Source organism: Vicinamibacterales bacterium (assembly GCA_035699745.1).
Taxonomy (GTDB): domain Bacteria; phylum Acidobacteriota; class Vicinamibacteria; order Vicinamibacterales; family 2-12-FULL-66-21; genus JAICSD01.
In genome coordinates, this window is the sequence record DASSPH010000066.1 from 40,835 (window position 1) to 60,583 (window position 19,749).

The 19,749-nt window shown below is 70.4% G+C and carries 21 protein-coding genes; 7 read left to right on the top strand and 14 right to left on the bottom strand.

Features of this window, described 5'->3' with window-relative positions:
• Nucleotides 1-22: 22 nt before the first annotated feature.
• Entirely contained in the window at nt 23-2,440 is a 2,418-nt protein-coding gene (locus VFK57_14415) for an ADOP family duplicated permease (GenBank protein HET7696904.1), read from the bottom strand.
• Nucleotides 2,440-2,568, bottom strand: coding sequence for a hypothetical protein (locus tag VFK57_14420; protein ID HET7696905.1), 129 nt, complete (start codon nt 2,566-2,568; stop codon nt 2,440-2,442). Before VFK57_14420 ends, VFK57_14415 begins: the two co-directional genes overlap by 1 nt.
• An 85-nt stretch (nt 2,569-2,653) precedes the next feature.
• On the opposite strand from VFK57_14420, the gene VFK57_14425 reads away from it, so the two are divergent.
• Both VFK57_14425 and VFK57_14430 read left to right on the top strand, forming a co-directional pair.
• Nucleotides 2,654-3,322, top strand: a complete 669-nt coding sequence (locus VFK57_14425) for a response regulator transcription factor (protein HET7696906.1) — start codon at nt 2,654-2,656, stop codon at nt 3,320-3,322.
• Nucleotides 3,319-4,296 carry a sensor histidine kinase gene (locus VFK57_14430; protein ID HET7696907.1) on the top strand — a complete coding sequence of 326 codons (978 nt, stop codon included), beginning with the start codon at nt 3,319-3,321 and terminating at the stop codon, nt 4,294-4,296. The genes VFK57_14425 and VFK57_14430 overlap by 4 nt, the downstream gene beginning before the upstream one ends.
• An 87-nt stretch (nt 4,297-4,383) precedes the next feature.
• On the opposite strand, the gene VFK57_14435 is transcribed toward VFK57_14430, so the two are convergent.
• Complete coding sequence (locus VFK57_14435) at nt 4,384-6,795, bottom strand: ABC transporter permease (protein HET7696908.1); 2,412 nt, start codon at nt 6,793-6,795, stop codon at nt 4,384-4,386.
• Here VFK57_14435 and VFK57_14440 point away from each other — a divergent pair.
• Nucleotides 6,790-7,020 carry a hypothetical protein gene (locus VFK57_14440; protein HET7696909.1) on the top strand — a complete coding sequence of 77 codons (231 nt, stop codon included), beginning with the start codon at nt 6,790-6,792 and terminating at the stop codon, nt 7,018-7,020. The two genes, VFK57_14435 and VFK57_14440, sit on opposite strands and share 6 nt — an antisense overlap.
• On the opposite strand, the gene VFK57_14445 is transcribed toward VFK57_14440, so the two are convergent.
• The 8 genes from VFK57_14445 to VFK57_14480 form a co-directional block, all read right to left on the bottom strand.
• Nucleotides 7,013-7,516, bottom strand: coding sequence for a DinB family protein (locus tag VFK57_14445; GenBank protein ID HET7696910.1), 504 nt, complete (start codon nt 7,514-7,516; stop codon nt 7,013-7,015). The genes VFK57_14440 and VFK57_14445 overlap by 8 nt on opposite strands.
• Nucleotides 7,513-8,040: a DinB family protein gene (locus VFK57_14450; protein HET7696911.1), complete on the bottom strand. Its 528-nt coding sequence runs from the start codon at nt 8,038-8,040 to the stop codon at nt 7,513-7,515. The genes VFK57_14445 and VFK57_14450 overlap by 4 nt, the downstream gene beginning before the upstream one ends.
• A gap of 77 nt (nt 8,041-8,117) precedes the next feature.
• Nucleotides 8,118-9,038 (bottom strand): LysR family transcriptional regulator, encoded by a 921-nt coding sequence (locus tag VFK57_14455; protein ID HET7696912.1) that lies wholly within the window; start codon nt 9,036-9,038, stop codon nt 8,118-8,120.
• A 74-nt stretch (nt 9,039-9,112) separates the two neighbouring features.
• A complete protein-coding gene (locus VFK57_14460) occupies nt 9,113-10,741 on the bottom strand; it encodes a cation acetate symporter (GenBank protein HET7696913.1) in 1,629 nt (542 codons plus the stop codon).
• Nucleotides 10,738-11,055, bottom strand: coding sequence for a DUF485 domain-containing protein (locus tag VFK57_14465; GenBank protein HET7696914.1), 318 nt, complete (start codon nt 11,053-11,055; stop codon nt 10,738-10,740). Before VFK57_14465 ends, VFK57_14460 begins: the two co-directional genes overlap by 4 nt.
• A 12-nt stretch (nt 11,056-11,067) precedes the next feature.
• Nucleotides 11,068-11,874: a DUF4412 domain-containing protein gene (locus VFK57_14470; GenBank protein HET7696915.1), complete on the bottom strand. Its 807-nt coding sequence runs from the start codon at nt 11,872-11,874 to the stop codon at nt 11,068-11,070.
• Between the two features lie 16 nt (nt 11,875-11,890).
• Nucleotides 11,891-12,040, bottom strand: a complete 150-nt coding sequence (locus VFK57_14475; protein ID HET7696916.1) for a hypothetical protein — start codon at nt 12,038-12,040, stop codon at nt 11,891-11,893.
• Nucleotides 12,041-12,157: 117 nt separating this feature from the next.
• Nucleotides 12,158-12,412 (bottom strand): zinc ribbon domain-containing protein, encoded by a 255-nt coding sequence (locus tag VFK57_14480; protein ID HET7696917.1) that lies wholly within the window; start codon nt 12,410-12,412, stop codon nt 12,158-12,160.
• An 88-nt stretch (nt 12,413-12,500) separates the two neighbouring features.
• On the opposite strand from VFK57_14480, the gene VFK57_14485 reads away from it, so the two are divergent.
• Together VFK57_14485 and VFK57_14490 are read left to right on the top strand one after the other, a co-directional pair.
• Nucleotides 12,501-12,881: an MbcA/ParS/Xre antitoxin family protein gene (locus VFK57_14485; protein HET7696918.1), complete on the top strand. Its 381-nt coding sequence runs from the start codon at nt 12,501-12,503 to the stop codon at nt 12,879-12,881.
• Nucleotides 12,847-13,605 (top strand): RES family NAD+ phosphorylase, encoded by a 759-nt coding sequence (locus VFK57_14490; protein HET7696919.1) that lies wholly within the window; start codon nt 12,847-12,849, stop codon nt 13,603-13,605. Before VFK57_14485 ends, VFK57_14490 begins: the two co-directional genes overlap by 35 nt.
• Nucleotides 13,606-13,609: 4 nt before the next feature.
• On the opposite strand, the gene VFK57_14495 is transcribed toward VFK57_14490, so the two are convergent.
• Nucleotides 13,610-14,872, bottom strand: coding sequence for an MFS transporter (locus VFK57_14495; protein ID HET7696920.1), 1,263 nt, complete (start codon nt 14,870-14,872; stop codon nt 13,610-13,612).
• A gap of 293 nt (nt 14,873-15,165) precedes the next feature.
• Nucleotides 15,166-15,633, bottom strand: coding sequence for a four helix bundle protein (locus tag VFK57_14500; protein ID HET7696921.1), 468 nt, complete (start codon nt 15,631-15,633; stop codon nt 15,166-15,168).
• Between the two features lie 128 nt (nt 15,634-15,761).
• Between VFK57_14500 and VFK57_14505 the strand changes: the two genes are divergently transcribed.
• Nucleotides 15,762-16,607, top strand: coding sequence for a sugar phosphate isomerase/epimerase family protein (locus VFK57_14505; protein HET7696922.1), 846 nt, complete (start codon nt 15,762-15,764; stop codon nt 16,605-16,607).
• Between the two features lie 567 nt (nt 16,608-17,174).
• Nucleotides 17,175-17,906 carry a DUF4142 domain-containing protein gene (locus VFK57_14510; protein ID HET7696923.1) on the top strand — a complete coding sequence of 244 codons (732 nt, stop codon included), beginning with the start codon at nt 17,175-17,177 and terminating at the stop codon, nt 17,904-17,906.
• Nucleotides 17,907-17,918: 12 nt separating this feature from the next.
• On the opposite strand, the gene VFK57_14515 is transcribed toward VFK57_14510, so the two are convergent.
• Nucleotides 17,919-19,727, bottom strand: a complete 1,809-nt coding sequence (locus VFK57_14515; GenBank protein HET7696924.1) for an ABC transporter ATP-binding protein — start codon at nt 19,725-19,727, stop codon at nt 17,919-17,921.
• Nucleotides 19,728-19,749: the final 22 nt, after the last annotated feature.

Sequence of the window (19,749 nt, forward strand, 5' to 3'; positions counted from 1 at the left end):
GCACGAGCGGCGCTCGGCCGAACTAAATCCGCAGCGCCACCAGCGGACTCACGCGGCTCACCCGTCGCGCCGGCCACCACGCCGCGGCGGCGGCGACGGCGAGCAGCGCGGCGGGAACGGCTGCGAACACCACCGCGTCCGGCGCGGCGCCGAAGACCGCGATGACGACCGCGAACGCCGCGACCCAACCGACGAGGGCGCCGGCAGTCACCACGACCAGGTGTTCGGCGACGAACTGCGCCACGACCCGCGCCGGGGTCGCGCCCAGCGCCAGCCTGACGCCGATCTCCATCGTCCGCAGGGCGACGGAGTAGGCGACCACCGCGTAGATGCCGATCGCCGCGAGCAGCAGGAGCAGCGGCGCGAGCACGCCGAACATGCGCGCCGGAATGCGGCGGAAGATCAGGTTCGCTTCGATGTGATCCGAGAGCGTGCGCACGTCGAAGACCGGCAGTTCCGGATCCAGATCGCGGACGACCGACCGCAGCGTCATGGCGATCGCCGTCTCCGTCCCCGGACGCGTGCGGAGGTGGATCTCCCCCGCCGCGGACGGACGATCGCGGTACGACAGGTAGATGATGGGTGTCGGCGGCTCGCCGAACGAGTTGTAGAGCGAGTTCTTCACCACGCCGGCGATCGTGTACTGGCGCCCGCGGGTGTCGAGTCGGAGCCCCACCGGGTCGCGGCCGGGCGCATAGCGCCGCACGAACGCCTCGTTCACGATCGCCTGGCGCGGCGCCGCGTCGTCGCGGAGGCTCACGAAGTCCGACCCGGAGAGAATCGGGAGCCCCATCACCGCGAAGTAGCCGGGCGTCACGGTGTTGGTCAGCGCTTCGTCGGGGTCTTCAGCGTTGGGCGGACGCCCCTCCAGAGTGAACAGACGCATCGGCAGTCCGTGGATGTCGAGCGGCACCGCCGATGCGATTGCCGCTTTCTCGATCCCGGCGGTCGCATTGAGGCGATCCAGGAGGGTCGCGGCGAACGTGCGCGATGTGGTGTCGGTCGACGGGCGGACGGACAGGTCGTATCCGGCGAGGAGGATGCCGGCGCGGGTGAAGCCGGGATCCTCGTGCCGGGTGTTCATGAAGTTGCGCAGGAAAATGCCGGCGGCGACGAGCACCATGACGGCAAGCGCCACCTCCGCGGCCATCAGCGTGTGGCGCAGATAGCTGCGGCGCGGCGTCGCGGCGGCGGCGCGAAGCGCCTGCTGCACGTCGAGACGCGCCAGCTGGACGGCCGGCGCCATCCCGAAGATCAGACCGCACGCGACCCCCAGCCCGATCGCGAACGCCAGCGTGCCCCAGTCGACGGAGGTCTCGAACGACACCGGAATGCCGCGGACGCGCAGCGGCGGCATGGCGTTCAGGAGTCCGGTTCCCCACGCGGCGATCACCGCGCCGACCGCGGCGCCGGCGAGCGCGAGCAGGACGCTTTCGGTCAGCAGCAGACTGGCGATCCGCCAGCGCCCCGCGCCGAGGGCGAGCCGCATCCCCATCTCACGCTGCCGCGCGCTGGCGCGCGCCAGCACCAGGTTGGCGGTGTTGCCGCACACGGCGAGCAGCAGGAGCAGCATGATCGCCTGCATGATCCCGAGCGACGTGCCGAGCATCCGCTGCGGCCCGCGCGGCGCCCGCCAGTACGGCAGCACCTCACCCTGGACGTTCCGGCTGGCGGCGGGATAGGTCCGCGCGAGGTGCGCCATCGCCGCGTCGACCTCGCTCTGCGCGCGCGCCGCGTTGGCGCCCGCGGCCAGCGGCCCGGTCACGGTGTAGGCGCGGATGCCGCGATCCTCGAGATCGCGCGCGCCGCCGAGTACCGCCGGGGCCAGCGTCGCCGGCAGCCAGAAGTCGAACATCAGCCGCATCACCGTGCCCTTGAAGCCGCGCGGCGCCACGCCGACGATCGTGAGGTCGACGCCGTTGACACGAACCCGCCGGCCGGGCACGTCGCCGGCGCCGGCGAATCGCGTCTGCCAGTAGTCGTACGAGATGACCACGACCGGGGCGGCGCCCGGCCGCTCGACTTCGTCGCGGCGGAGGAAGCGGCCCAGCGCCGGCGTCAGGCCGAGGCCGGCGAAGTAGTTGTCGGACACGAGCAGCCCGGTCGATCGCTCCACCTGGCCGCGCTCGCCGACGTAGAGCGGAATCATGCGGAAGGCGATCAGTTCGTCGAAGACACGGAGCCGCTCGCGCAGATCGCGATACTCCAGCCAGGACGCGCCGGGGTACAGCCCGGCCTCGGTACGGGGCTCGACCAGGTGCAGCCGCGACGCGATCGCCACGCCTGGGATCGGCGTGAAGACGACCGCCTGAACCCACGAGAACACGATCGTGTTGGCGGCAATGCCGACGGCGAGCGATCCGATCACGACCGCGGCAAGGCCCGGCATGCGGGCGATGGCGCGCGCCGCGTGGCGCAGATCCCGGACCAGCGCCGCCATCACCGCGATCCGTGCAGCGATCGCAGCCAGTCGTGCACCGCGCCGCCTTGATCGCCGTGCAGGAACAGCAACGCGGCGACGATGACCGCGGCGACGACCGCCAGGACGCCAAGCATCTTGAGACTCATGGCGCGAGGATATTCATGCCCCGCTGAACGGCGGGTGAACGCGCCGTTCAGCCCCCGTTCAGGTTGGAGTGGGCTATAAACGATCGTGCGCGTTCTGGTGGTCGAAGACGAAGCCCGGCTGGCAAAGCAGCTGGCAAACGCGATCGCGGATGCCGGCTACGCCGTCGACGGGGCGTCGGACGGCGCGCGCGCCGACTTTCTCGCGCAGACCGAGCGCTACGACGCCGTGGTGCTCGATCTCGGCCTGCCGAAGGTCGACGGGCTCACGCTGCTTCGCCGCTGGCGCGATGCCGGCCTGGCAATGCCGGTGCTCGTCCTGACCGCCCGCGGCAGCTGGCACGAGAAGGTGCACGGCATCGACGGCGGCGCCGACGACTACGTCGCCAAGCCGTTCCGCATGGAGGAAGTGCTGGCGCGGCTGCGCGCGCTGATCCGCCGGTCGAGCGGACAGGTGGCGGCGGAGCTGCGCTGCGGCCCGGTCGCGCTCGACCCGCGCGGTGCGAAGGTCTCCGTGCACGGCCTCCCCGTCCGCCTCACCAGCCACGAGTTCCGCGTCCTCTCCTATCTCATGCACCATCGCGGCAGGGTGGTCTCGCAGGCGGAGCTGAGCGATCACATCTACGCCGAAGCGGCCGACCGCGATTCGAACACCGTCGAGGTCTTCATCGCCCGGCTGCGGCGGAAGATCGGATCGGCCGCGATCGAGACCGTCCGCGGTCTCGGCTACCGGATGGACTGCGATCGCGCGCCATGAGATCGCTTCGCCTGGCCATCCTCGTCGGCGCCGGTCTGTGGACGCTCGGGCTGCTGGCGGCGTGGGCGGTCCTCCTGACGCTGAATCACCGCGTCTTCATGTCCGTCGCCGTCGTCCACGCGTATCCGCATTCGCTCGGCGTGCTGGCGATCGGATCGATGCTGGTCGGGTTCGCGATGGTCCGCGCCGGCCTGAAGCCGCTGAACGAGATCCGGCGCCGGCTCGCGGACGTGCAGAGCGGCCGCGCGCGCCAGGTGCTCGGCGAATATCCGTCGGAGGTGCAGCCCCTGGTCCGGGATCTCAACGGCCTGCTCGCGCACCAGGAACAGGCCGTCAGCCGCGCCGTCGCGAAGGCCGGCGATCTGGCGCACGGACTGAAGACGCCGCTCGCGGTGCTGTCGCAGGAAGCGGAGCGCGCCGCGGGCCGCGGCCAGCCCGAGCTCGCCGCCGCGATCGGCGAGCAGGTCGAGCGCATGCGGCGACAGATCGAATATCACCTCGCGCACGCGCGCGCCGCGGCCTCCGGCGCGACGCCCGGGCTGCATTGCCCGGTCCGGCCGTCGGCCGAAGGCCTCGCCCGCACCTTGCGGCGGCTGCACGCGGACCGCGGCCTGGCGATCGCGCTCGACGTCCCCGCCGAACTGGCGGTCCGCTGCCCGCGCGAGGATCTCGACGAGATGCTGGGCAACCTGCTGGACAACGCGTGCAAGTGGGCGCGCGGCCGGATCCGGCTCTCGGCGGAACCGGCCGGCGGCGACGTCGCGCTGGTCGTGGACGACGACGGTCCGGGGCTGGCGCCGGCGATGCGCGCCGCGGTGCTGCAGCGCGGGGTCCGCGCCGACGAGGCGGCGCCGGGGTCGGGCTTCGGCCTGGCGATCGTCGGCGAGATCGCCGCCGTCTACGGCGGCGCCATCGCGCTGGAGACGTCACCCCTCGGCGGGCTTCGCGCCCGGCTCACCCTCCCCTCGGCCTAGGCAGCCGCGCGGTCGCCGTTCGACGGCGCCGGCGTGACGCTCTGCGTGCGCGCTCCAGACGATGACCGACACCATCGCGACGTCTGATCAGCGCTCCCTGAGCGCGACCAGCGGATCGACGCCGACGGCGGCGCGCGCGGCGATGGCGGCGGCGAGGCCGCCCACGACGAGCAGCGCCGCCGCGCACGCGGCCGCGGGTTTCCAGATCCCGCCGCCCACGTCCGGCAGCAGGGCCGCGAGTCCGGCGCCGGCGGCAATCGAGGTGACGATCCCGGCGATCGCCCCGGCGGCCACCGCTCTCGCGCCCGCCCAGGCCATCGTCCACCACACGTTCCCGGAGCTTCCACCCAGCGCCAGCCGAATACCGACTTCCCGGGTGCGTTCGACGACGGATCGAGCGGTCACTCCGTAGGTGCCGATGGTCGCAAGCAGCAGACCCACGGCGCCGCACGCCGCGATCACCATGGCGCGGAAGCGATGCGCGCCGAGCGAGTCGGCCAGGAACTCGTTCAGCGTGACCACGCCCGCCAGCGGCTGATTCGGATCCACCTGCCAGATGGCCCGCTTGATGTCCGCGACGGCGCCGCGAGGGTCGCCGGCGGTGCGAACGACCAGGCCAACCGGCGCGGCGGCGTTGCTGCCTTGGAAGTACGGCGTATACAGGATGTCAGCGGCGTCGAGATTGAGGCCGACGTCGCGGACGTCTCCGGCGACGCCGACGACGGTGACGGAGACCTTGCTGTTGTTCCCGCGCTGGATGCGCTTGCCGAGCGGGTCTTCGTCGCCCCAGAAGCGCCGGGCGAAGCCGCGGCTGACGATCGCGACCAGCGGCGCGTCGATGCGATCCCGCGCGTCGAAGGCGCGGCCGCGCACGATGGGTATCCGCATCGCTTCGAGATAGCCGGGGCTGATCCGCCGGTACTGCACCGTGTACGGCTGGCCGTCCGGCGATGGACGATCCTCGATCCGGATCAGCGTCGTGAAGAAGAAGTTCACCGTGAAGGTGTTCAGCGTCGTGCCCGCCTCGACGACGCCTGGCGCGGCGCGGAGCCGCTCGAGCACGCGTTCGACGAACCGGGTGCGGTCGCGCTCCTCCGGGAACAGATTGGCCGACAGTCGCAGCTGTCCGGCAATCACGTGGGAGGGATCGAAGCCGGGATCGAGCCGCGAGGCGCGATGCAGCGCCGCGACGACCTGCGCGCCGCTCGACAGCAGCACGAGCGCGAGCGCGGTCTGCGCCGTCACCAGGATCGCGCGGATGCGGCGCGCGCCGGGTCCGCCACTGGCGCGGCGGGAACCGGCGGCGACGGCGGCCGCGATCCCCGGTCCGGCGATGCGCAGGACCGGCGCCGCGATCGCCGCCAGCATCACGATTGCCGCCACGGCGAAGCCGCACAGCGCCACCCGCCAGTCGATCGTTGCCTGCGCCGCGGCGACGCGATTGGCGCGATCGAGCGCCAGCATCGCCGGCACCAGCCACGACGCGGCGATCAGCCCGCCGAGTCCGCCGGCGCCGGCCAGGATCAGCGCTTCGGCAATCTCGCCTGCGGCCAGGTCGAGACGTGACGCGCCCAGCGCCGCCTTCACCGCGAAATCCGCCCGGCGGTACAAGACGTCCGCGAGCGTCAGATTGGCCAGGTTCGCGACGGCAATGAGCCCGAGCGCGGCGACGGCGACGAGCAGCATCACGACCGCTGGGCCCTGGGCGCCGAACTGCGCCTCGCGCATGTCCCTGGCGCCCGCGCTCCACCCTTTCAGCAGCGCCGGATTCTCGGCGACGAGATCCGCGAACACACGATCGATCTCCGCCCTGGCCCGTGCGGCGGTGCCGCCGGCGGGCAGCAGGCCGTAGGTCACGACCGAGGTCAGCGCCGTCCGCGCCATCGGATTGCGCGTCGACAGCGGCGTCCAGAGCTGGGACGGCACGAATGCCGGCTCGAAGCCGCGGCGCATGACCCCGACGATGACGTGCGCGTCCCCGTCGATGATCACGCTGCGGCCGATGACGCGGCGGTCGGCGCCGTAGCGGCGCGTCCAGAGCGCGTGACTGAGCACGGCGAGCTTGTCGTCGGCCGCCGCTTCCTGCTCGGTGAACACGCGGCCCGCCTCGATCTCGCCGCCGAACAGCGTGAAGAATCCCGCGGTCACGCGTCCGGCCGGCACGGCCTCGGCCTCGCCCTCGCCCTCGCCGGTGAGCGCGCGCTCACCCGACCAGATCCCTTCGATCCGCTCCAGGGAGCGGACCCGCTCGCGGTACCGTTCGAGCTGCAGCGGCGTCAGCGGGTTCGCGTCCTTGAACTCCGGCCGTCCCGGCGACTGCAGGTAGAGCCGCAGCAAACGATCGGCGTGCGGAAACGGCAGCGGCCTCAGGAACGTGACGTTGGCGACGGTGAAGACGGCGCTGACAGCCGTCACGACGATCGTCACCGTGAAGAGGCGCCCCGCGGCGAGTCCGGGGCGCTTGGCGAGCATGCGGAGCGCTATCGTCAGGTGTTGCATCATGACCATCCTCCGGCTCCTTGCCTGCGCGCCAGCGGCCGCCTCGTCATGGGAGCGCGCTACGCCGGCGTCGGGCTGATCGTCGTGTCGGCGGCGGGCGACGCCGACGCGCGCACGCTCTTCGAGGCAGACCCCTCCATCAGCGCCGGTACCGTTGCGCTCGAGATGCACCGCCTCTCGGTGTGCTACCCGGGGATCGTGGGGACGCCCGCGCCGCCTAGGTGAGCAGCCGCTCGATCTGCGCCAGGTGGTTGCGATCGTGGCCGGCATAGAGCGCGAGCAGATGCCGCACGCTCTCGCGCCCGCGCTCCGCGTGGATGCCGTAGCGATCGAGCTCCTCGGCACCGAGCCCGCGCACCAGCCGCACCGTCGATTCGCGGATCGCCGCGAACAGCGCCAGCGACTGCTGCGCGTCGCTCGATTCCGCGCGCTGCACGCGCGACCACGCGTCCTGGTCGTAGGCCTGGATCGCGGTGCCGGGCGCCGCGAGGATCATGCGGAGGCGATAGGCGAACACGATCTCGGCGTCGGCGAGATGCGCCACGATCTGCGCGGCCGACCATCGCCCCGGCCCGGGCGATCGCTGGAGCGCCGCGGCGCTCCGGCCATGGATCGACCTCGCGATCGTCGCCGGGGTCGACGCCAGCACCTCGACGGGATCGGCGCCGGCCGAGAGCGCCAGCAGCCGCGCCGTGTATTGCTCGAAGGTCTCGACGATCATGCGTGTGCCTCCTGCAGCAGGCTGAAATACTTCCGCCACGGGCCCACCTGACGCCCGAACGAACGGGTCAGCAGGCGCGAGATCTGCGCGATGTGCGCCAGGTCGTGCGTGGCCCAGCAGGCGAGGAGCTGCTCGAGCGTCACATGCCCGAACTCGGGATGAATGCCGGTCAGGCGCAGATGATCGGCCGACAGGCGGAACGAGTCGAGCCGCTCCAGGTTGGCGCGGCGGAGCTGGCCGAACTCGCCGACCAGCGCCTCGGCGGTCCAGCCGCGATAGCGGGTGAATCCCCCCTCGCGGTCGAACGGCATGAAGCGGCCGCCATCCGACAGGATCCGCTCGAGGCGCGGCATCCAGTCGGTGATCTCGCCGTCGGCGACGTGGCACAGGACTTCGACGACGTGCCACGAGCCGGGGGCGTCGCGCCACGTCAGCGCCTCGGGCGGCGCCGCGGCGATCAGTCCTTCGATGATGCGGGGGGTCTGCGCCAGGGCCTGGCGCACGGCTTCCAACGGAGTGTTCATGACCTTCACATGGTCAGGCTACCCGCATCGGCGCGTGACATCCAACGAATCGTTGGCCTGCGATCGATGAGCGGCGTTCATGCCGAGGCGCGGCCGCGCGTCCGCGCCGGCAGCGCGCGCCCGGCGACGAGATCGATGAAGTCCGAGAGGTACGGCGGATCGGCGTGCGCCGCGAGGGTGGCCGCGGCCCACTGCCGCCGCATCCCGCGCCGCGTAATCGACAGCCCGGCGACCCCCCCGCTGGCGATGGCGCGCTGCGCCGACCAGCGCGGCAGGATGCCGACGCCGGCGCCGGCCCGCGCCAGCTCGATCATCGCCTCGGTGAGCATGATGAACGACACGCGCGCGGGCACCAGCCCGCGGGGCTGGAGGATGCGGCGGAAGGCAAAGCTGTCGTCGCGCGCCGACGAGTAGAGCAGCAGGTGCTCGGCGGCCAGCGCCTCCGGCGCCACCCACGGCCGCCGCGCCAGCGGATGCGTCCTGGCGACGATCGCCACCATCTCGTCGTTGAACAGCGGCCGCAGGCGAAGGCGCCGATCCCTCGCCGGATCGATCAGGATCGCGAGATCGATCCGCCCCTCGAGCAGCGCCTCGACCGGCCCGCCGGTCTCCTCGGCGGCGACGTTGATGGTGACGCGCGGGTGCTTGGCCTGGAAGGCGGAGAGAATCGGCCCGAGCCAGTGATAGCCGGTGTAGCACTCGGTGCAGACGCGGATGGTCCCTTCACCGTGCCCGGCGAGCCGCCGCACGTCGTCTTCGGCGCGCTGCACCTCGCCGAGGACGCGCCGCGCCGCCTCGAGCACGCGGCGCCCCGGCTCGGTCAACACCATGCGCCGGCCCAGCCGGGTGAACAGCGGCGCGCCGAGGCGCCCTTCGATGTCGCGCAACTGGTGGCTGAGCGCCGACTGCGTGAGATGCAGCTGCCCCGCCGCTTTGGTCATGCTGCCGGCGTCGGCGATGCCGGCGACCAGGCGCAGGTGCCGGATCTCCAGGTGCATGCGGGCATCCTAGCATATGAGCATTGCTCATCGACCTACGGGTTCGTACGTGGATACCTCATAGGCGTCACAGCCTAGACGGCGCCCAGTCCGGTGTTCGCCCGGACGTTCAGCTCGCTGTACGCGGCCCGGCCCTCGTCGGCGGCGCCCAGCCACGTGCCCGCGACGGCGGCCAGGAACCCGAGCGGCACCGACACGATGGCCGGGTTGTCGAGCGGAAACAACGGCGGCCGCTGGATGAGATGCCGCGCCGCCACGCCGGCCGCGTCGACCCCCATGACGGAAGGGCTGAGCACGATGAGGACCACCGCCGACAGCAGGCCGGTCACCATCCCGGCGATCATGCCCGTGGTGTTGAAGCGGCGCCAGTACAGCGTCAGCAGAATCGCCGGCACGTTCGCGCTCGCCGCGACGGCGAAGGCCAGGCCCACGAGGAACGCGACGTTCAACGATCGCAGCGCGATCGCGAGCACGATCGCCAGCAGGCCGATGACCGCCGCCGTCACCCGCGCCACCAGCACCTGTTCGCGCTCGTCCTCGCGCCCCTTCTTGACCACGGTGAACCAGATGTCGTGGGCGAACGCCGAGCTCGCCGCGATCGTCAGCCCCGCCACCACGGCGAGGATCGTCGCGAAGGCAATCGCCGCGACGAACGACAGGAACACGTCCCCGCCGATTTCGCGCGCCAGCAGCGGCGCGGCGAGGTTCTGGTTGGCGACGATCCGTCCGCCGCTCATCAGCCCGATGTTCCCCTTCCCCACCAGCGTCGCCGCGCCGAACCCGAGGAAGGTCGTCATGACGTAGAACGAACCGATCAGGATCATCGCCCAGACGACGGACGTCCGCGCCGCCTGCGCCGACGGCACCGTGTAGAACCGCACCAGAATGTGCGGCAGCCCGGCGGTGCCGAAGATCAGCGCGACCCCCAGCGACATCAGCGACAGCGCCCCCCACCGGCCGTGGTAATACAGCCCCGGCTGCGTGAAGTCGCGCACGATCGGCGCGCTGCCGTCGGCGCACGCGCCGTTGACGATGCCTCCCTCGCTGCAGAAGCTGCCGGTGATCGAGGCGATCGCGTCGAAGAAGGCCAGGATCGAGAAGTCGTAGCGCGCGAGCACGAGCAGGGAGAGCAGAATGGTGCCGGTCATCAGCAGCACCGCCTTCACGATCTGCACCCACGTCGTCGCCAGCATGCCGCCGAACACGACGTAGACCAGCATGAGGATGCCGACGCCGACGATGGCCGTGTTGAAGCCGATGCCGGGCACCAGCAGGCTGACCAGCGAGCCGGCGCCGACCATCTGCGCGATCATGTAGAACAGACTCACGGTGAGCGTCGAGGTCGCGGCCACGACACGGACGATCGGACGGCGCAGCCGGAAGGCGAGCACGTCGGCCATGGTGAAGCGGCCGGTGTTGCGCAGCGGCTCGGCGACGAGCAGCAGCACGGTCAGGTAGGCGACCAGCCATCCCACCGAATACATGAAGCCGTCGTAGCCGTAGAAGGCGATCAGCCCGGCGATGCCGAGGAAGGACGCGGCGGACATGTAGTCTCCCGCCACCGCCCAGCCGTTCTGAAAGCCGGTGATCCGGCGTCCGGCGCTGTAGAACTCCGTCGTCGTGCCGGTCCGCCGCGACGCCCAGTAGGTGATGCCGAGCGTGATCACGACGAAGAGGAGGAACATCGCGAGCGAGGTCGTCATCGCCGCGACCCGCCGATCCGGTGCAGCAGCTCTTCGGCCATGCGATCGAAACGGCGGGCGCGCCGCACGTACGCGGCCATCAGCGCCCAGGCCATCACGAACTGCGAGAGGGCGAACAGGTACGCCAGGTTGATGCGGCCCGCCACGGGGGTGCTCATCACGTCTGGCCAGTAGCCGACCAGCGCCGGCAGCGCGAAGTAATAGACGACGAAGAAGATGCTCGCGGGCAGCAGGAACGCGCGCTTGGCGCGGACCAGGGCGCGGAACTCGGGCATCCGCTCGATGGCGGACCAGTCGGGATGCGAATCAGCCATGCGGTGATCGGGCTACCGCCCGCGGCCGGCGGGTCCGCCGAACGGCCGCTTCTGATACCCGGCGGGCACCGCATAGATGGAGTCGGGGAACGTCTGCCGGCTCACGTCGCTGATCTCCGTCGTGATCTGCCGCCCGAGCACCGTCGCCGTGCGCCGGACCGGAATTCCCGCGAACCCCTGCTGCTCGACGGTGCCGATCGCGAAGGCCTGGCTGGCCATGGCGGGCACGACGCGCTTGAAGAAGTCGATGAACTGCTTCGTCACCGCGAAGTCCGCTTCGGTCAAACCGAGCGTCTTCGGCTCGACGGTGCAGACCTCGGACGTCCTGGTCTCCCCGTCGTAGCCCTCGTACTTCGTGCAGCTCCACTTGCCGACCGTGTCCGTGCCGGTCCGCTTGTAGACCGTCTTCGGCGCGGCGCCGCCCGCGCCGCCCATCCGTCCTTTCATCATCGACTCGATCTGGGCGCGCTGCTCCGGCGGCAGGCTCTCGAGCTGCTTCTGGATCTGCGACATGGCCTGGGACATCTGCGCGCCGAGCTGGTCGGCGTCCGCCTTCGTCAGCTCGGTGTAGCTCTTGTTCTGGTCGTCGATCATGATCAGCACCTGCCGCGTGCCGTCGAAGATGACGACCTGCTTCTCGCCGCGCGGCCCGGTGGCCTCGGCCCGCATGCGGTTGCTCTCGATCTGGATCTGGTTCGTCGACGGCGTGCCGCTCGACGTGGTCTTCTCGACGATCAGGATGCCCGCGGCCCCCTGAACCGATACGGAGAGGACGCAGGCGCCGGCGCCCGCCAACAGGCTGGTGAAGGTCACTTTCATGCCCCGCATTATCGGTTCATTCGGCGCGCAGCGCTACCATCGGATCGACGCGGACGGCGCGCCGCACCGGTACATAGCAGGCCGCCAGCGTGGCGAGCGCGACCGCGAAGGCGACCGCGGCAAGGTCGCCGCAGCGGAAATCCCGTGCGCGCGAGCGGATGCCCATCGCGCGGAATAGTCTGGCCTGACGACGGTGCAGACCGCGGAGCGGATGTCCTGAACGAGCGTGTCCATGGGGAGGGCGGAGTCACAGGATGACGCGCGCGCGGGACTGCGGTCCGCGTCAATCGTCCAGGTGTTTCTTTTCGACCTCCTGCTGAAAGGCGGCCTGGTCCCGCCGCTGCGCGTTCTGCTGCTTCTCGACGGCGCGGCGCGCGGCCGGGCTGAGTCCGCCGGAACGCACCGAGAAGGAGAACCCCGAGAGGAGGCGCTCGAGATCGCTCGCGCCGCAGGCGGGGCAGAGGGGTCGTGCGGGCTCGCGCACGAGCGCCTCGAAGACCTCGCCGCAGGCGCGGCACCGGAAGTCGAACAGCGGCATGGGCACATTCTCTCCCGGGCGGGACGGGCGGGCCTTCGGCTTGCCTTGGAATGAAACGTATGCCATTATTTCTATGGAAAGCACGCGCATGCCCCGTCCCAGGCCCCGGCCCGACCCGCTCGCCGACGCCGCGCTCGTCACCACGGCGGTCGTCCGCGCCGCCTCGCGCCTGGGGCTCTCCAATCGTTCGCTCGCCCGCGTCCTGGGCGTGTCCGAGGCGACCGTGTCGCGGATGGGGGGCGGCGCCTATCTCTTGAAACGCGGCGACAAGGCGTTCGAGCTCGCCCTGCTCTTCCTGCGGATGTTCCGCGCGCTCGATGCGCTGGCGGGCGGCGACGAGCAGGTCGGACGCGCCTGGCTGCGCAATGAGAACCTCGCGCTCGGCGGCGTCCCCGCCGCGCGCATCGAGTCGCTCGCCGGGCTCATCGACGTCGTTGGCTACCTGGACGCCCACCGCGCTCTCGGCTGAAGCGCGGCGCCTCGCCGGCCGCTGCTGGCGCGTGGTCGAAGCCCAGCACGTGGTCTCGACGATGAAGATCGTCGACACGCTGGCCGAGCAGGCGCGGCTGGAGGAGCTGCTCGAAGAGAGCAAGCCGGCCGTCCCCGAGGACTGCCGCCACCTCCACTACCTCCTGTTCACGCCCTTCCGCTACGGCGCGCTCTATCCGCGCGGGTCGCGGTTCCGCCGCGCCGGCCTGACGCCGGGGGTGTTCTACGCGTCCCAGGCGGTGACGACGGCGATCGCGGAGATGGCGTTCGCGCGGCTGCTCTTCTTCGCCGATTCGCCGGCGACGCCGTGGCCGGGCAATGCCGTCGAGCACACGGCGTTCCAGGTGCGGTTTCGCACCACGCGCGGTCTGGATCTGATCGCCGAGCCCTTCGATCGCGAGCGCGCGCGATGGACGGACCCCACGGACTACAGCGCGTGCCAGGCGCTGGCGGACGCCGCCCGGGCGGGCGGCGCGGAGGTGATCCGCTACGCGTCGGCGCGGGATCCCGGCGGGGTGAACATCGCGCTCCTCACCTGCGCCGCGTTCAGCGGCACCGCGCCGCTGGATCGGCAGACCTGGCGCCTGCATCTCGACGGCCGCGGCGTCCGCGCCCTGTGCGCGCATCCCGAGCGGCGCCTGGCGTTCGATCGAGCGGCGTTCGCGCGCGACCCGCGCATCGCCAGCCTGCGGTGGGATCGGTGACCGTCTACAGGCTGTCATCCTTCGTCTCGCGGCTCGCGAGGAGACCGGCCAGCGTGAGCGCCGCCGCGAGCGCGAGGTAGTAGCCGACGTACTGCAGACCGTACCGCTGGGCGAGCCAGGTCGCCGCATACGGCGCGAGCGACGCGCCGAAGATGCCGGCGAGATTGAAGGTCAGCGAGCTGCCGGTATAGCGGACGGCGGTCGGAAACAGCTCCGACAGCGCGGTGCCGAGCGGGCCGTAGGTGAATCCCATCAGCGTGAGCCCGGCCGCCATGGTGAACATCGCGCCGGCGGTGCCGGCGCTCAACAACGGCGCGAACACGAACCCGAACAGGCCGATGGCGATGGTGGTGAGGATCAGCGTCCGCCGCCGGCCGTGCGAATCGGCGAGCGTCGCCGAGAGCGGAATCGTGACCGCGAAGAACAGAATCCCGAAGAGCTGAATCAACAGGAACTGCTGCCGGTTGTAGCCGAGCGCCGACGTCCCCCACGACAGCGCGAACACGGTCATCAGATAGAACAGCACGAACGTCGCGAGCGAGATCAGGACCCCGAGCACCAGCTGCCGCGGGTGGCGCCGGAATACTTCCACCATCGGCAGCTTCACGCGGCCGCGGCGTTCCAGCGCGTCGCGGAAGACCGGCGTCTCGTGAATGGTCAGCCGGACGTAGAGGCCGACGATGACGAGCGCGGCGCTGGCGAGAAACGGGATGCGCCAGCCGTAGCCGAAGAACTGCGCGTCGGTGAGCTGGTTCGACAACAGCAGGAAGATGCCCGCCGAGCAGATGAATCCGACCGGCGCGCCGAGCTGCGGGAACATGCCGTACCAGGCGCGCCGGCCGGGCGGCGCGTTCTCGATCGCGAGCAGGACCGCGCCCCCCCACTCGCCGCCGAGGCCGAGCCCCTGCCCGAAGCGGCACAGCGCGAGCAGCAGCGGGGCCGCGATGCCGATCGTCTGATACGTCGGCAGCAGGCCGATCAACACCGTCGAGATGCCCATGGTCAGCAGCGCCGCCACCAGCGTGGTCTTGCGCCCGACGCGATCGCCGAAATGCCCGAACAGCGCCGACCCGATCGGCCGCGCCAGGAACGCGATCGCGAAGGTGGCGAGCGAGGCCAGGGTCGCCGACGCCGGATCGGACGCCGGAAAGAACAACCGCGGAAAGACGAGCACCGCGGCGGTGGCATAGATGTAGAAGTCGAAGAACTCGATCGCGGTACCGATCAGGCTCGCGAAGAGCACCTGCCTGGGAGAATTGACGCTCACGACGCCACGACCGGTGCGGCCCAGAGCGCGATTGCGGCGGCGGCGAAACGCATGCGGTATCTTAGCCGCAGGGGACTCGCTTCGCTCGCTGTCGGGCAGCGTGGAAGGGGACTCGCTGCGCTCGCTGTCGGGCAGAGACAGGGTCAGTCGCTTCGCTCCCTGTCGGGCAGCGTGGAAGGGGCCTCGCGGCGCTCGGCGTCGGGCAGAGTGGAAGCGGCCTCGCTGCGCTCGCTGTCGGGCAGGGACAGCGACGAGTCGCTTCGCTCCTTTATCGCGCGAGGAGCTGGGTGAACTCACTCGTCCGGCGACTGGAAACCGGCGTTGCGCGGGCGGCGGGCGGCAACGGTTCCGGAGGCTCGTCGCTTCGCTTGTTTCTCCGCCTCTTCCCGTCGGATCTGGGCGAGCTTCGCCGCGAGAAGACCGCCGGTCAGCTTCATCGCTGAGTCCGCGAGTTTGCATGCCCTCGTGAACTCTGCTTCGGTCCAGTACTTTCGGTGAAACCCGCGGCGCAGGTGGTTCGTCGTTTCCCCGAGCGACGCGCGTGCGATTCGGTAGTAATTCGCCGATTCTCTGGGTTTGAATCGCAGGAAGCCTTCGGCGATCTGTGCGGGCGCCTTGGCCGACGATTTGAGGATCTGCTCGCGGAAACTCTCGTTGCGCGCAGCACCGCCAGTCGACGTCAGGTCGTCCACGAGATCGGCCAATTCGTCCGCAAACTGCCACGCGATGAGATCTTCGTACCGGGTGATTTTTGGCTGCATGCCGGCCGCGTGGCATAGCGCGTGCCGTCCCACCGGAGCGGCGCTCGTCACCCTTCCAACGACGCGGTGCCGGGTCCGGCGCGACCGTCCCGAAGCGAGGCACCCGCCGGGCATATAATCGCGGCGTGATGAAGAGAACTGCGGCGACGTTGGTGCTGGTGGCCGTCGGCTTATCGCTCGCGGGGGCGCAGACGTCCGGGGGAAAAGTCGCGGTCGGCTATTGCACAGGGCTGGCGAACCTCGAGGCGGCCAAGGCCGCCGGGTTCGACTACGTGGAGGTCTCGGCGACCGAGATCGCCAATCTCTCGGACGCGGATTTCGACGCCGCGGCGGCGAAGATCAAGACGATCGGGATTCCGACGCCGGCCGCAAACCTGTTCGTGCCCGCAGCGATCAAGCTGACCGGCCCGGAGATCAATGTCGAGCAACAGAACGCGCACGTGCGCAAGGCGCTGACGCGGCTCGCGAGGCTCGGCACTCAGGTCGTGGTGTTCGGCAGCGGCGGCGCGCGCCGCGTGCCCGACGGGTTTTCCAGGGAGGAAGCCTTCAAGCAGCTCGTCGATTTCGGCCGGCGCGCCGCGGAAGAAGGACGCGCCAACGGCATCACGATCACCATCGAGCCGCTGCGGAAGCAGGAAACGAACATCATCAACACGGCCGGCGAGGGACTGGCGCTGGTCGAGGCGATCAACCACCCGAACTTCCAGTTGATGATCGACTTCTACCACCTCGCGAGCGAACAGGAAGACCCGGCGATCGTCCTGCGGGCGAAGGATCGCCTGCGCCACCTGCACGTCGCCAATCCGAAGGACCGCGTGTTTCCCGCAACCTGGGAGGAGTACGACTACGCGCCGTTCTTCGCCAATCTGAAGAAGATCGGCTACGACAAGCGGATCAGCGTCGAAGGACGAACGACCGATCTCGCCGCACAGGGCCCGCCGGCGATCGCACTGCTGCGCCGCGCCTTCCAGTAACTGACCCCACCCAAGGCGAGCGGAGCAGGCCGTCTTCCACCCGGCCTGACAGGGAGGCGAAGCGAGTGTCGCTGCCCGACAGGGAGCGCAGCGACCCGCCTTCCACGCTGCCCGACGGCGAGCGCAGCGAGCGCCCCTTCCACCCTGCCCGACCGCGAGCGAAGCGAGTGTCCCGTCCCTGCCCGACAGGGAGCGAAGCGACCCTCCTTCCACCCGGCCCGACGGCGAGCGCAGCGAGCGCCCCTTCCACCCTGCCCGACAGCGAGCGCAGCGAGTGTCCCCGTCCCTGCCCGACAGCGAGCGAAGCGAGTGTCCCTGTCCCGGCCCGACGGCGAGCGAAGCGAGTGTCCCCGTCCCTGCCCGACAGCGAGCGCAGCGAAGCCCCTTCCACCCTGCCCGACACGGAGCGAAGCGACCCCCCTTCCACCCGGCCCGACAGCGAGCGAAGCGAGTGTCCCCGTCCCGGCCCGACCCCGCTGAGGTCAGCGCGTTTGCAACCAATCGCGCGTGTGGACATCAGTTCTCAGGAATTCAGCGGAGGTTAGGCAGATGCGACGAATGGGTGTGATGGCTTTGGCGCTCGCGGCGACGCTCGCCGTCGGGTGCAACCGTAACGACAACCGCGCGAACGACTCCGCCGCCGGAACCGCGGGCACGCCGGGCACCGCCGGCACCGCAGGCCGCGACAACGGCGTCAGCGCCGGTGACCGCGACTTCGTCCGCGACGTGGCGACGATGAACATGGCAGAGATCGAGCTGAGCCGCACGGCGCTGCAGCGCGCCGCCGATGCCAACGTCAAGAAGTTTGCCCAGATGATGGTCGACGATCACACATCGGCGGGCGACAAGCTGAAGGCGTTTGCCTCGCAGCACAATATCGACGTGCCGGCGCAGCTCGACGACAAGCACCGCGACGCCGCCGAGAAGCTGAGCCAGAAGCAGGGCCTGGACTTCGACAAGGAGTACGCCGACCGCATGGTCGACAGCCACCAGGACCTGGTCGACAAGCTCGAGTCGCGGATCGACCGGGACACGCTGTCGAAGTGGAAGGCAGGGCGTGACGGCCATACCAGCACGCCCGCCGGGACCACCGCCGAGCCCGCGTCGAAGGCCGAGAAGAACGCGCGCACCGACAAGGACGCCAAGGTCGAAGCCACCGCAGTGACGGCCGAGAAGAGCGACAACCCGATCACGCAGTCGCTGAACCAGTGGGCGGCGGACACCTATCCGGTGGCGTACGCGCACCTGCAGGCCGCCAAGGATCTGCGCGACGGCGTCCGCAAGCGCGCGACCAATTAGTCCGGCTCCGCGTCACCGGTAGCCGGCGGCCTGGATCTCGAACAGTCGCGCATACCGGCCGCCGGCCTCGAGCAGCTGATCGTGCGACCCGATCTCCGTCACGCGGCCGTCCGCGATGACGGCGATCCGGTCGGCGATCCGCACCGTCGAGAAGCGGTGCGAGATCACCAGTCCCATCCGTCCGCGCAGGTTCGCCTTCAGCTCCGCAAAGATGGCCGCTTCCGCCTCCGGATCGAGCGACGACGTCGGCTCGTCGAGGATCCAGATGTCCGCGTCGCGATACATGATCCGCGCGAGCGCCAGCCGCTGCCATTCCCCTCCGGACAGATCGTGGCCGCCCTCGAAGAGCCGTCCCACCTTCGCGTCGAGCCCTTTCGCCATCTTCGCGACCAGCCACTCGCTGCGCGCGTCGCGCAGCGCCTCCATCACCCGGTCGTCGTCGGCCGGACGGTCCGGGCGCCCCATGACGACGTTCTCGCGTACCGACAATTCGTAGCTGGCGTAATCCTGGAAGAGCACGCCGATGCGTCCCCGCAGCACGTCCGGCGGGATCTGACGAAGGTCGACGCCGCCGATCCGCACCACGCCCGCATCCGGGTCGTAGAAGCGCAGCAGCAGCTTGACCAGCGTGCTCTTGCCGGCGCCGTTCTCGCCGACCAGGGCGACCAGCTCCCCTGGCGCGACCCGCAGGTCGAGCCCTGACACCGCCGGCTCCGTCCCGCCCGGGTAGGTGAACGTCACGCCGTCGAACTCGATCGAGTCGGCGCGCCAGCCGGCAGGCAGCGCCGCCGGCGCCGGCGCCGGCACCAGCGGCGGGATCGCCAGGAAGGAGAAGTAATCGTCGAGAAACGTCGTGTGCTGATCGACGGCGACGAACGTGCTCGAGATGTTCCCCAGCGTGCCGGCGACCGACGTGAACGCGCCGATCACGAGGACCACGCCGCCGGGATCGATCTGGCCGGCGGCGCCGCGAATCGCCACGAACACGTACGCCAGCGCCAGCGTCGTGCCGCTGACCAGGCCGGTGAGGAGCGACACCCGCGTGGCGGAGCGGAACATCTGCTGCCGCTGCCGGAACAGCTGCTCCGAGATTGCCGCGTGCCGGCCGAGCAGGTACTCGGCCAGCACGTAGGCGCGGACTTCCTTGGTCATGCGCGGCTGCACCAGCAGGTTGCCGAGATACTCCCGCTCCCGTTCGTCCGGCGTTTCCTTGTAGAAGAACTCGTAGAGGCGCGACGTGACTCGCCGTTCGAGCAGCAGCGAGAGCAGCGCCGCCATCAGCGCGAGGATCACCAGCAGGTAATGCAGGCTGGCGAGCAGCGACGCCATCAGCACGATGGTGACGATGTTGCCGGAGAGCCCGAGGACCGACCAGGTGAGGTCGCCGGGACGCCACGAGACGTCGCGCTTCGCGCGCGCGAGGCGATCGTGCCAGTCGGAATGATCGAAATGGCCGAGATCGAGCGTCGACGCCTTGCGCAGCAGGCGCCGCTCGGCTTCGAGCTCGACGCGGCGGACGAACAGGTTGCGCCCGTAGCCCATGTAGGCGCCGATTCCCCGCTGCACCGCCGTCACCATCCAGAGGCCGATCAGCACCGGCACGAGATCCTCGAACGGGATCGCGTGCAGCCGGGCGCTCGCGATCCGGTTCACGAGCGTGGCGCCGAGATAGATGGAAATCGGCGGCATCGCCGCGCTGACCATGCCGAGCAGCGAGAAGCGGACGAGCGATTCCGGAGAAGCCGCCCAGGCGAGCGCGAGCCCCTGCTTCAGGTTGTGCGCGACGCGGCGGAGCCGGCCGCGCGATGCCGTGTTGTCCATGCTTCGCGAGGCCTCGCGCCCG